Source organism: Myxococcus sp. CA051A (assembly GCF_013336705.1).
In the GTDB taxonomy this organism is placed as follows: Bacteria; Myxococcota; Myxococcia; order Myxococcales; family Myxococcaceae; genus Myxococcus; species Myxococcus llanfairpwllgwyngyllgogerychwyrndrobwllllantysiliogogogochensis.
This window is the reverse complement of the sequence record NZ_JABUMS010000002.1, coordinates 409529-422187: the sequence shown is the minus strand read 5'-3', so window position 1 is coordinate 422187 and position 12659 is coordinate 409529. Positions and strand designations below refer to the sequence as shown.

The 12659-nt window shown below is 70.0% G+C and carries 9 protein-coding genes; 6 read left to right on the top strand and 3 right to left on the bottom strand.

Translation table 11 applies throughout. The features are described 5' to 3' along the window. Nucleotides 1–47: 47 nt before the first annotated feature. The 3 genes from fdhA to HUA74_RS07105 form a co-directional block, all read right to left on the bottom strand. Nucleotides 48–1250, bottom strand: a complete 1203-nt coding sequence (gene fdhA / locus HUA74_RS07115; protein WP_174453926.1) for a formaldehyde dehydrogenase, glutathione-independent — start codon at nt 1248–1250, stop codon at nt 48–50. Nucleotides 1251–1428: 178 nt separating this feature from the next. After that, nucleotides 1429–2772 (bottom strand): suppressor of fused domain protein, encoded by a 1344-nt coding sequence (locus HUA74_RS07110; protein WP_174453925.1) that lies wholly within the window; start codon nt 2770–2772, stop codon nt 1429–1431. Nucleotides 2773–2890: 118 nt separating this feature from the next. Next, a complete protein-coding gene (locus HUA74_RS07105) occupies nt 2891–4351 on the bottom strand; it encodes an RluA family pseudouridine synthase (protein ID WP_174453924.1) in 1461 nt (486 codons plus the stop codon). Between the two features lie 170 nt (nt 4352–4521). Between HUA74_RS07105 and HUA74_RS07100 the strand changes: the two genes are divergently transcribed. Genes HUA74_RS07100 through cheB form a run of 6 tightly spaced genes read left to right on the top strand, consistent with a single transcriptional unit; the run spans nt 4522 to nt 12637 of the window. Then, the gene (locus HUA74_RS07100; RefSeq protein ID WP_141644479.1) at nt 4522–4995 is read left to right on the top strand and encodes a chemotaxis protein CheW; all 474 of its coding nucleotides are present in this window, start codon (nt 4522–4524) and stop codon (nt 4993–4995) included. Then, nucleotides 4992–6986, top strand: a complete 1995-nt coding sequence (locus HUA74_RS07095) for a CheR family methyltransferase (RefSeq protein WP_174453923.1) — start codon at nt 4992–4994, stop codon at nt 6984–6986. Before HUA74_RS07100 ends, HUA74_RS07095 begins: the two co-directional genes overlap by 4 nt. Beyond that, nucleotides 6986–7597: a chemotaxis protein CheW gene (locus HUA74_RS07090; protein WP_141644481.1), complete on the top strand. Its 612-nt coding sequence runs from the start codon at nt 6986–6988 to the stop codon at nt 7595–7597. The genes HUA74_RS07095 and HUA74_RS07090 overlap by 1 nt, the downstream gene beginning before the upstream one ends. Beyond that, complete coding sequence (locus tag HUA74_RS07085; RefSeq protein ID WP_174453922.1) at nt 7594–9237, top strand: methyl-accepting chemotaxis protein; 1644 nt, start codon at nt 7594–7596, stop codon at nt 9235–9237. Before HUA74_RS07090 ends, HUA74_RS07085 begins: the two co-directional genes overlap by 4 nt. Further along, nucleotides 9237–11579, top strand: coding sequence for a hybrid sensor histidine kinase/response regulator (locus HUA74_RS07080; protein WP_174453921.1), 2343 nt, complete (start codon nt 9237–9239; stop codon nt 11577–11579). Before HUA74_RS07085 ends, HUA74_RS07080 begins: the two co-directional genes overlap by 1 nt. Then, entirely contained in the window at nt 11576–12637 is a 1062-nt protein-coding gene (gene cheB, locus HUA74_RS07075) for a chemotaxis-specific protein-glutamate methyltransferase CheB (RefSeq protein ID WP_141644484.1), read from the top strand. The genes HUA74_RS07080 and cheB overlap by 4 nt, the downstream gene beginning before the upstream one ends. Nucleotides 12638–12659: the final 22 nt, after the last annotated feature.

Sequence of the window (12659 nt, the reverse complement as noted above, 5' to 3'; positions counted from 1 at the left end):
GCCGTCACACGTGCCTCCGAGGAGGAAGAGGTCCCTGCTCGCCGGACTCAGGCGGACTTCTTCTTCACCATCCCATGTGGGTCGATGACGAACTTGCGAGCCACGCCCGTGTCGAACTCGTGGTAGCCGCGCGGCGCGTCGTCGAGCGAGATGACGGTGGCGTTGACGGCCTTCGCGATGGGCAGCCGGCCGTGGAGGATGGCCTGCATGAGCTGGCGGTTGTAGCGCAGCACGGGCGTCTGCCCCGTGAAGAACCGATGGGACTTGGCCCAGCCCAACCCGAAGCGCATGCGCAGGTTGCCCTGCTTCGCGGCCTCGTCCTTGGAGCCCGGATCCTCGGTGACGTAGAGCCCGGGGATGCCGATACCACCCGCGGCGCGGGTAATCGCCATCAGGGAGTTGAGCACCGTGGCGGGAGCTTCCGTGGTGGCCTGGGCGCCATGGCCGCGCGCCTCGAAGCCCACGGCGTCCACGGAGGCATCCACCTCCGGCACACCGACGACCGCTTCAATCAGCTCCTCGAGCTTGTCGCTCTTGGTCAGGTCGATGGGCTCGAAGCCGGAGGCCTTCGCGTGCTTCAGCCGCTCCGGGTTCATGTCACCCACCATCACCACCGCCGCGCCCAGCACATGCGCGGAGGCCGCCGCCGCGAGCCCCACCGGACCTGCACCCGCGACGTACACCGTGGAGCCGACACCGACGCCCGCCATGACGGCACCATGGAAGCCCGTGGGGAGGATGTCCGACAGCATGGTCAGGTCGAGAATCTTCTCCAGCGCCTGCGCCTTGTCCGGGAAGCGGATGAGGTTGAAGTCCGCGTAGGGGACCATGACGTACTCGGCCTGTCCGCCCACCCAGCCGCCCATGTCCACGTAACCGTAGGCACCGCCCGCGCGGCCCTTGTTGACGTTGAGGCACACGCCCGTCTGCTGCTCACGACACGTGCGACAGCGACCACAGGCGACGTTGAAGGGCACGGTGACGAGGTCGCCGATGGCGAGGTACTCGACGTCCTTGCCCTTCTCGATGATTTCTCCAGTGATTTCGTGGCCGAGCACCAGGCCCTTCGGCGCAGTGGTGCGTCCGCGCACCATGTGCTGGTCCGAGCCACAGATGTTGGTGGAGACCACCTTGAGGATGACCCCGTGCTCGATGGACTTCCCTTCCGGGTTCACCATCTTCGGGTAGTCGATGGAGCGCACCTCCACCTTGCCGGGACCCAGATAGACGACGCCGCGATTGCTGGCCATGAGCGGACTCCTCCGATGCGGCCCGGCCGTGCCGCGCCGCGTGCAAAGTCCGGTTAAGGCTGGTGACCCTCCGACTCACTGGCACGCAGGGGCGTGGGGGCCATGAAGGGTGTGCCCTCTCGTCTGCCCCCCTGCCCTTCGTATTTCCGCCCCAGGGCGCGCTGAGCCGGTGTCAGCGCTACCGCTTGCCGGAAGCAGCACCGTGCTGCTTCATGGCTGGCTCCGTCGCCGGGCCCCACCCCTGGTGCTTCGGGCGGGAGCCCATCTTCTTGAGCAAGGCCCGGGTTGTCTTCTCGGCCGCGAAGCTCGCCTCATCGCTCGTCAGCGGCAGCAGCTTCACGAATGTGACCCGCGCATCGGCGTCCTTCTTCGCACCCACCGCCTGGGTGAAGAGGAGCTGCTGGGGCTCTCTTTTCCGATTCGGAAAGCTGGAGAAGGCCGGAACCTCCTCCGGGGGCACCAGTGCGAACCGGCTGTTGGGCTCGGTGGTATCGCCGAGGTCCACGGTGTCGTAGGTCTTGAAGGGCGGGTCCTCACTTGAGGCCGACTTGATCATCAGCGCCACGGCGACGAGACGTTCAACCACGCGGTCGTTCTCGTCCGGCGAGTACGCAAGCAACTCGATTCGAGGCTCAGGTCCTCCAGCCGCCTGCGGGCTCGTGCTGACGCCAAAGGTCGCGTAGGTGTAATAGGGGCGGTCCTTCGTTGGAGGGTGACGCATCACGTAGAACGGCGGGGCGTTGGCGGACGGCTCCCAGGGACCGTATTCGTGAACGCCCTCTCCGAAGAACTCTCCGTAGTGGGACACGAGCTGCACACGGGAGGTCATGCGGTCGCCAGAGGCCTTCTCCTCCTGGGAGGGCACCCATTCCTTCACGCGGTTCTCTTTCAGGCCCGACAGCAGTTCCTTGACGCCCGCTGTGAGCGTATCCAACACGCCGCTACCATCCCGTGTGTCCGCGAGGAGGGTCGGTTCACTCGTGAGCCCGAGCGCCTTCTTGAGTTCGGCCGCAGGGAGCGCATTCGGGAGTCGATGCTTGTTGAGCTGAAACACTTTCGGGACCCGCGACCAATCCATTCCCTGGTCATGCAGAGCGGACTTCACTCTCTCCAAAGCTTCAAGGTTCGCATCGAGCCGTTCCCTCTGGCAGTCGGCGACGAAGACGATTCCGTCGGCGTGCTTGAGCAGCAATCGGGTCGAAGCGGCGTACTCCTCCTGGCCCGAGAGGCTGTAGAGGTGGATGCGCACTCGGTAGCCACGGATTTCGCCCACGCCTTTTGGCAAGAGGTCGAAGAACATCGTGGTCTCGGTCTTCGTTTCGAGCGAGAGCATCTTGCCCTTCGAGTCCGGCTCGGTCCTGTCGTACACGTACTGGAGGTTCTCGGCCTTGCCCGAGAGCTGTGGCCCCACGTAGATGAGCTTGAGATTGATCTCCTTGGATGCGTGATTGGTGAACATCGCGGAAGCCTCCAGTGACACGACCCCAGGCACGATGGCGAGCAAGGCGACGTAGAAACGCATCGATTTCACGGCGGCTCCAATCCCCACTTGTTGGGTTCGGCACCTTGCCATTTCCTCCTCGGACCGAGAAGACCTCTGGCACTGTCTGCCCTCACCTCGGCGGTGTATGCGAGTGTCCTCAGAATGAGGCGCGAGCCTGGAAACACAACCGCTTCCCGGTCCCCGGGTGGGTGAAGTCGAGCCCCTCTGCGTGAAGCATCAGCCGCGAGTCTTCGACGCCAAAGCGCGCGTCCCCGACGAGGGGCAGGCCCAGCCCCAACGGATGCGCGGCATGGATGCGCAATTGCATCGCATGACGCGTCCGGGGCCAGAGCAGCACGCGTGTGCGCGACTCGCTTCGCTCCGTGACACGCCACTCCGTCACGGCCTGCTTGCCGTGATTCGGGTTCGCGAGCGTTTCAAGGGCACCTGACGTCGTGCCTCGCAAGGGCACGTCGATACGACCCTGCTCGACGGCGACGAGTCCTTCGACCCAGGCGACGTGCCGGTGCTCGGCTTCGCCACGCGCGAGCTGGCGCTGGAGCGCGGACTGGGTCGCGGTGTCCCGGGCAATCACCTGGAGGCCCGACACCTCAGACTCCAGCTCGTGGACGAAGCGCGCGGCGCTCAGGTCCGGGAAGCGTGGCAGGAGTCTGACGAGCACCGAGTCGCGCGTGGGTGAATGCCGGCCCGGCACCGATGGCAAGCCGTGGGGCTTGTCGACCACGAGCAACGCCGCGTCCTCGTGCAGCACGCGGAGCACGTCCTCGTCGCGGGAGGTGACGGGCGAAGCTGGCGCGGGGTCCACGGCCAGGCCCTCCAGCATGAACGGCAGCACCGTTCCGCACTTGTTGTCACAGGCCGGGTAATACGCACCCGACCGCCGACCTCCTCCGAGCGGCTCCGCGCCCCACCAGAACTCCGCGAGCGCCAGGGGCTTGAATCCGTGACGGTACGCGCAGGACAACAGCTTGGGCGCGGCGCAATCTCCCGCGCCTCCCGGCGGTGGACGCGGCGCGAACAGCGCGGCCATGGACCGCTGCCCGCCTCTCGCATTGGGAACCGCGAAGCCCTGCGACAGTTGACTCCAGAGGGCTCGGGAACGCTCCGCCCGCTTGTGCGCGACCTCGCTCCGGCGCGCTTCGAGTTCTCGCAGCTCGGCCTTTCGTCCTCGAGGCTCCTGGGCGAGGCGTGCGCATTGCTCCGTCAGCTCCGCGTGCCTCCGTCCCAGTTCGGCCAGCTCCGCCTCACCCTCGGGCCAGAACGCGGCGCGCGCCACGGGGTCGAACACGGGCGGGACGAAGCCCTCCACGTCCCAGGAGCCGCCCAGCATCCCGGAGAACGCGCACAGGTACTCCAGCCGTCCTTCCGGCCCCGCGACGACCAGCACTCCGAACATCTTGCCGCCACCGGGCCGCCACAGCTCCTCCCATCGCGCATGCTCGCGCCGCAGTCGCTGTTGCAACGCCTCCGCGGCCAGACGGGCCAGTCGCACCGGAGGGCCTGACTCGAACGGACTGGGGAGGCGCGCCGGCACGTCGCCAGGCAGCGGCGGTGCGTCGAAGGACAGCAGGGTCTGGGAGAAACGCGCCTCGCTCACGGTGATACCCGCGTCGGCATCTATCAGGTCCCGGCACCCGCGTGCGGAAAGCGGGAAAACGTGTGTCGCGGCAGGAGGCCACGGACGCCAGTGGGAACTGGTGGACACACGACGTGCGGGGCGCACGCCGTGTTCGACAGCCCGCAGGACAGCGTCTATGTCCCTCCCACATGGTGCCCGCTCCGCGAGAGGTGCTGCTGTTCACCCTGGAAGGCCAGCGCTACGGCCTCCCCATGGAGGACGTGCGAGAGCTGATTCGCGCCGTGCGCCTGACACCGCTGCCCCGCGCACCCGATGTCGTCGAAGGCCTGCTCAACCTGCATGGCCAGTTGCTCCCCGTGCTGGACCTGCGCCGGCGCTTCCGTCACCCGGCACGTCCCCTCTCGGCGCTCGACCACCTCATCATCGCCCAGGCGGGCCCGCGTCAGGTCGCGCTGCGCGTGGACCGCGCCGAGGGCCTGCGCGTGCTCGCTCCAGGCGAATGGGATGAGACGCCCCGCGAGCTGCCCGGCGTGGGCTACGTGGCCGGCGCCGCCAAGCTGGAAGACGGACTGGTCCTGGTCCATGACCTGCGCGGCTTTCTCTCCGAGGCCGAGGCGCTGGAGCTGGACACGGCGCTCGCCACCTCGACGGAGCGTCCGTGAGGCAAGGGCCGTGGAGCCACGAGGGCTACCCCGCCGTGCTCGCGCTCGTCGAGGAGCGCGCCGGCCTGGCCCCGCCGAGCTGCCCCGCCTCCGCCGAGGAAGGCATCTCTCGCGCCATGGCTCGCGCCGGCGTGAGTGACTTCGACGAGTATCGCGCGCGCATCACCTCCGACTCCGCCGCGATGGATGACCTCCTCACCGAGCTCACCATCGGCGAGACGTACTTCTTCCGCACCCCCGAGCACTTCGAGTTCCTGCGCCGCATGGTCCTGCCCGCGCTCCGGGAACGCCATGGCCCGGACTACACCGTGAAGATGTGGAGCGCGGCCTGCTCGTCCGGCGAGGAGCCCTATTCGATGGCGGCCCTGCTGATGAACGAGGGCTGGGGCGAACACATGGCGGTGTATGCCACCGATGTGTCTCGCGCCTCGCTCGCTCGGGCGCGACGCGCGCACTACGGCGAGTGGTCCATGCGGGGCCCGTGGGCTGAACGGATGCGGGTCCACCTTCGCCCCGAGGGCCGGCAGTACGTCCTGTCGCCCGAGGTGAAGCAACGCGTGCGGTTCAGCTACCTGAACCTCGCGCTCGATACGTGGCCGTCACCGGATTCGGGCATCTGGAAGCTGGACGTCGTCTTCTGTCGCAACGTCCTCATCTACTTCAACGGCTCCACCATCGAGGCCGTGGCCCGCCGACTCCACGCTTCGCTGGGTGAAGGCGGTGTCCTCTTCACCGGACCTTCGGACCCGCCGCTCGGGGGGCTCGCTCCGCTGGAGCCCGTCCTCACCGAGTGGGGCGTGTTCTACCGACGGCTCCCACCTGGCACCACCGTGGCCGTCCCCGATGCGTCGCCGTTCGGAGACCGAGGGCGGATGACGGTGCCGCCTTCCGGCGGAGGACACCCCGCGCATTCGGGTGAGGGCGGCGTGGGTACCGCACCCGGAGGCAGTGCACGCACCGCGACAGGGGCTTCCGGCAGCACCACACGCTTCCCGGGCGGTGGAGCCACGAGCCCCTCCGGAGGCCGCACGGGCGCTCCGGGCTCGGGCCCTTCGGGTGCGGCGACAGGCATCGGCACCTCTGGATTCGCTCCGGGCTCAGGCGCGGCGACAGGCATCGGCGCCCCTGGCTTCGCTCCCGGTTCGGGCACGACGACAGGCATCGGCGCCCCTGGCTTCGCTCCCGGTTCGGGCGCGACGACAGGCATCGGCGCCCCTGGCTTCGCTCCCGGTTCGGGCGCGACGACAGGCACCCCCGGATTCCCTCCAGGCCCGGGTACATCGGGCACGACTCCCGGACGAGGCACGGGCTCCACGAGCGCGGGCACGTCGGGAACGACTCACGGACGGGGCACGGGCTCCACGAGCGCGGGCACGTCGGGCGCGGCTCACGGAAGCAACGTCGGCGTGTCTGGCTTTGCACCAGGCGCGGGCACACCGGGTGCGCTTCAGGGAACTGGGAGTCCCTCGCCTCGCGCTCCGAGCCCCTCCGAACTCTCCGCGGCCCGCCGCGCGCTGGAGCGCGGAGACTGGCGCGAGGCCGCGCTTCGCATGGGTGCACTGGATTCAGACCCCGACACGGCCACCGCCGCCGTGCGCGCCATCGCCAACCTCGACGCACAGGCCGCCGTCTACGCCAGCGCCGAGGCCGCCTCCCGCCATCCCCTCGTCCCCGACCTGCGCTACCTCGAAGCCCTGCTTCTCCTCGGCCAGGGACGTCTGCCCGACGCCGAGCGCTCCGTCCGTCAGGCCCTGTACCTGGAGCCCACCCTCGCCGTGGCGTGGCTCGTCCTGGGACGCGTGCTGCGCCGACTCGGTGACATCCCTGGCGCGCTCAAGGCCCTGCGCGAAGCAGAGGCCCTCTGTGAAGCCCTTCCTCCCGATGCCCCCCTGCCACTCGCGGAGGGAGAACACGCCCGGGACCTCGCACACGCCGCGCGCGATGAACGCATCCGCTTGGAGAACCCCCTGACTGAAGGCAAGGCACCCTGATGGCTGGCCCTCACGGCATCGACTGGGATTCCGTCCGCGCCCGGCTCGCGAACCTCGTGGCCTCTCGCGAAGCGGAAGGCGCCCTCAGCCCCGAGGCGGAGGCCGCGCTCCTCGACGAGCGCGCTCGCGTCTTGAGCCGCCCTCCCACGCCCGAGGTCGCTCCCGGCACCCTGCGCGAGATGGTGCGCTTTCGCGCCGCCAGCCAGACCTACGCCCTGGAGTCACGCTTCGTGCTGGAGGTCGTCCGCGCCGCGGAGGTGGTGCCCCTGCCCGGCTCGCCTCCCACGCTGCGCGGGCTCACCCTGCTCCATGGCGAGGTCCTCCCCGTGGTGGAGCTCGCCCCTCTCTTCGGCCGCGCTCCGGCGGAGAGCTCGGGCCCCCTGCTGGTGTTGGGGACGAACCGGGCCGAGCTGGGCGTGCGCACCGAGGAAGTCCACGAAGTCACCCAGGTGTCGAGCCAGGACCTGTTGCCCGCCCCCGTCACCCTCGCGGATTCCGCCGGGGGACTGGTGTTCGCGGCCGACAGGGACGGAACACTCTTGCTAGAGGGCGAGGCACTGCTGGGTGACAGTCGCCTCGTGTTCGATTTGTCCGACGAAGGAGTCGTATGAACATCGGGAACCGCATCGCGCTCGGCTTCGGACTGTCCTTGATGGTGTTGCTCATCCTGGCGGTCGTCGCCTTCCAGGGCGCACGCCAGCTCACGGACACCACCGAGGGGCTGCTCAAGGCCCATGAGAACTTCCGTCTGGTCCGCGAGGTGCGCGCCCTGCTCATCGACGCGGAGACTGGCCAGCGCGGCTTCCTGCTCACGGGTGAGGACCCGTACCTGGAGCCCTACCAGTCGGCCCTCTCCTCGCTCCAGCAGGACATGAACATGCTGCGCGACGCGATGGCCCCGTTCCCCGACCAGCGCAACCGCATGGTGCGCCTGGAGCCGCTCGTGACGGGCCGCCTGGCCCTGCTCGAGGAGGGCATCCGCCAGCGCCGTGAAAAGGGTCTGGAGGCCTCGCTCCCCATCATCCGGGGCAACCGGGGCAAGCAGCTCATGGACCAGATTCGCTCCGTCATCAACGAGATGCTCGCGGAGGAGCAGGAGCGCTGGACCGAGCACTCAGATGCCGCCCGGGACACCGCGCGGCAAATCATGTGGGTGCTCGCCATCTGCACCGTGCTGGGAATCATCCTCGTCTCCGCGGGCAGCTATCTCGTCACGCGCAGCATCACCGTCCCGCTGCGCAGGCTCATGATTGGCACGGAGCAGCTCGGCCGCGGCGAGCTCACCCACCGCATCGACCTGAAGGGCCGAGACGAGATGGCGGAGCTGGCGCGCGCCTTCAACGAGATGGCCGAGCGGCGCCAGCAGTCGGAGGCACAAATCGCCAAGCAGTCCGAGCAGCGCGAGCACACGCTGCGGACCGTGGCGGAGTTCGTCAACCAGCTCGCGGGCGCCAGCTCCGAAATCCTCGCCAGCACCACGGAGCAGGTGGCCAGCGCGCAGGAGCAGGGCAGCGCGGTGACGGAGACGGTGAGCACCATCGAGGAAATCACCAAGACGTCCGAGGAGGCCGCTGGCCGCGCTCGCAACGTCAGCGACTCCGCGCGCCACGCCGAGGAAGTGGGACGCACCGGACGGCGCACCGTGGAAGAGGCCGTCGCCTCCATGGGCACCGTGCGCGAGCAGGTGGAGTCCATCGCCTCGCGCATCCTCGCCCTCGCCGAGCAGGCCCAGGCCATTGGCGACATCATCACCACCGTCAATGACATCTCCGAGCAGACGCACATGCTCGCGCTCAACGCCTCCATCGAGGCCAGCCGCGCCGGAGAGAATGGCCGGGGCTTCGCCGTGGTCGCCGCCGAGGTGAAGGCGCTGGCGGACCAGTCCAAGAAGGCCACCGGTCAGGTGCGCCAGATTCTGGGACAGATTCAGAAGGCCACCCACGGCGCGGTGATGACCACCGAGGAAGGCACCAAGAGCGTGGCGGCGACCACGCGCATCGTCGCCGAGGCGGGCTCCACCATCCAGTCGCTGTCGGACCTGCTGGCCCAGGCGTCGCTCACCGCCGCGCAAATCGCCGCGTCCGCCAACCAGCAGGCCACCGGAATCGCCCAGATTCGCCAGGCGATGCATGACGTCAACCAGGCCACGCAGCAGGGCCTGATGTCCTCCCGCCAGACGGAGCGGGCCATGCAGGACATCAACGGCATGGGCCAGAAGCTCAAGAACCTGCTCGAAGAGTACGGGCGCTGATGGACCGCGACAGGCTCGCCCAGGCACTGCTGGCCACGTTCCTCGAGGAGCTCGAGGGGCATGTGGCCTCGCTCAACCGGGACCTGCTCGCGCTGGAGCGGGAGCAGGGGACGCCGCGCGCGGCGGAGCGGGTGGCCGCGCTCCTGCGCACGCTGCACAGCGTGAAGGGCGCAGCGCGCGCGGCCAGTGCCCTGCTCGTGGAGACGGCGTGTCACCGGCTGGAGGAAGTGCTGGAGCCGCTGCGCGACGGGCGCACCGCGTCGCCAGAGTTGTATGAGCTGTGCTTCGCCGCCGTGGATGCGCTGGACGACGCGGGAAGGCGGCTCGCCTCGAAGCAGGAGCTGGCCGGCTCGCCGCTCGACACGTTGTTGCCGGACCTGGAGCGCGCGGCCAACGGCGACGTGTCGGCGCCCCACGCGACGGGCACGACGCCCCATGCACCGGGGGCGACACGACCTCCCGGCGCCACCGACGAGTCTTCCCGTGCACCGGGCGCATCCGCCGCGCGTTCCCGTGCGCCGGGCTCCGCCGCCGAGCCTTCGCGCGCGGCGGGCGCAGCCCCCGAGTCTTCCCGGATGCCCGGCGCCTCCGCCGAGTCTTCTCGGATGCCCGGCTCCTCCGCCGAGTCTTCTCGGATGCCCGGCTCCTCCGCCGAATCCTCCGCGCCCGAATCCCCGCCCACAAGCCCCGTGCTCGAAGCGACGTTGCCGGTGCGCGTATCGGCGCAGAAGCTGGACGCGCTGCTCTCTCGCAGCGGCGAGCTGCGGGTGGCTTCGCTGCGGCTGGAAGGACGAACGGAGACGCTGGAGGGCGTGCGCGAGGAGCTGGCGCGCATGCGCGAGGCGGTGCAGGGCACGGAGGCCGAGTCCTCGCTGCGCCGGGCCGAGAAGGAGCTGGCGCGCGTGACCCGCGAGCTGGCGGCGGACCAGCGGACCCTGAGCGGCGTGGCCACGGGCATGGACGACGAGGTCCGCCGCGCGCGCACCCTGCCCTTCCTGGAAGGCTGCGAGGGATTGGAGCGCGCCGCGCGCGACGTGGCCCGCTCCGAAGGCAAGAAGGCGCGACTGGAGGTCCACGGCGGCGCGCTCGAACTGGACCGCTCCCTGCTCCAATCCCTGCGCGAGCCCATGCTCCATCTGGTGCGCAACGCCGTGGCTCATGGCCTGGAGTCACCCGAGGAGCGCCGCCGCGCGCACAAGCCCGAGGAAGGCCGCGTCACCCTGTCCGCGCGCCTGCGCGGCAGCCGCGTGGAAGTGACGGTGGAGGACGACGGACGCGGACTGAATCTGGAAGCGCTGCGAGCACGCGCCGTGGCCCAGGGCATCGAGGCCCCCGAGGACGACGAGGACGCCGCGCGCCTCGCGTTCCACTCCGGACTGTCCACCTCCACGCGCGTGACGGAGGTCGCGGGCCGAGGCGTGGGACTGGACGTGGTGCGCACGCAGGTGGAGGCGATGCGCGGCACGGTGGAGGTGAGCACCCTGCCGGGCCAGGGCGCGCGCTTCGCGCTCGATGTGCCCCTCACGCTGAGCACCTTGCGCGTCCTGCTGGTGTCCGCGGGAGGACAGATTCTCGCGCTGGCCAGCGAGGGCGTCGCGCGGCTGGTGCGGCTGTCCCCCGACGAAGTGCGCGACGTGGAGGGCCGTCCGACGTGGGTGGCGGAAGACGCGCTGGTGCCCCTGGCCTCGCTGGCGGACGTGCTGGGACTGCCCCCGGGGCCGCCGCGTCAGCGCCGGGGAGCGGTGGTGCTGGCGGCCGGCACCGCGCGCGCCGCGCTGGTGGTGGATGAGGTCCTGGCCGAACAGGAGGCCCTCGTCCGGGCGCTCGGGCCGCGCGTGCGGCGCGCTCGCCACGTGTCCGCGGCGGCGGTGCTGCCAGACGGACGGCTGTCGCTCCTGCTCAACCCCGTGTCCCTCGTGCGGGCCGCGGGGGGCCGTCCTTCCACGGCGCTGTTCCCCGCCCCGGTGACCCAGCGGACGCGGCGGCGCATCGTCCTGGCGGACGACTCGCCCACCACCCGCGCGCTGGAGCAGAGCATCCTGGAGGGCGCTGGCTACGACGTGGTGCCCTGTGTCGACGGCGCCGAGGCCTGGGAGCGGCTCCAGGCGGGCGGCGCGGAGGCCCTGGTGCTGGACGTGGAGATGCCTCGGATGGACGGCATCGCCCTCACCGAGGCCGTGCGTGCCTCCCCGCGCTTCGCGAGGCTGCCGGTCATCCTCGTCACCGCCAGGGGACGGCCCGAGGACAAGGCCCGCGGGCTGCAAGCCGGGGCCAGTGCCTATCTTGTGAAAAGCGCCTTCGACCCGACGAGCCTGCTGGAGACCTTGAGACGACTTCTATGAGGACAGAACCGTTGCGCATCGTGGTGGCCGAGGACTCTCCCACCGCCCGTCGACTGCTCGTGGAAATCCTCCGCGCCGACCCGGGGCTGAGCGTGGTGGGCGAAGCCAAGGACGGCGTGGAGGCGATGGAACTCACCCAGCGTCTGCGGCCCAACCTGGTGACGATGGACATCCAGATGCCGCGCATGGATGGCCTGGAGGCCACCCGTCGCATCATGACGGAGGTGCCCACGCCCGTCGTCGTCGTCTCCACGCTGGTAGAGCGCGACATCCAGACGTCCATGGCCGCGTTGAGGGCCGGAGCGCTCGCGGTGCTCCAGAAGCCCCTGGGCCCCGAGTCCCCCGACTTCGACGCGGACAGCCGCCGCCTGCGCGACACCCTCAAGGCCATGGCCGAGGTGAAGGTCGTCCGCCGCTGGCCGGACCGGGGCACCGCGCAGACCGCACCCGCCCCCAGGCCCGCGCCTCGCGCGAAGTCGCTCCGGGCGTCGGTGGTCGCCCTGGCCGCGTCCACGGGTGGCCCCGCCGCCTTGTTCCGGCTCCTGTCGGAATTGCCCGCGGACTTCCCCGCGCCCCTGCTGGTGGTGCAGCACATCGCCATCGGCTTCGGCCAGGGTCTGGCGTCCTGGCTGGCCACGGCGGGCCCGCTGCCGGTGCGAGTGGCGGAAGAGGGAGAGCTGCTTCTGCCCGGGCACGTCTACCTGGCGCCGGACGACCGGCACCTGGGCGTCCAGGATGGCCGGGCCCAGGTGTCCAAGGCCGCTCCCGTCAACGGCTTCCGTCCCTCCGCGACGTGGCTGTTCCGCTCCGTCGCGCGCGCGCACGGCCCCGAGGCCCTGGCGGTCATCCTCACCGGCATGGGCCAGGATGGCCTGGAGGGGACCCGAGAGCTGCGCGAAGCCGGAGGCCGTGTGCTGGCCCAGGACGAGGAGTCCTCGGTCGTCTTCGGCATGCCCGGCGTCGTGGTGAGCGCGGGGCTGGCGGACGAGGTCGTCTCCCTGGCCGCCCTGCCTTCCCGCTTGTTGCTCGCTGTCCGGGCGGACACGCAGCCAGGGTGAGCCACAATATCCGCTACTGAAT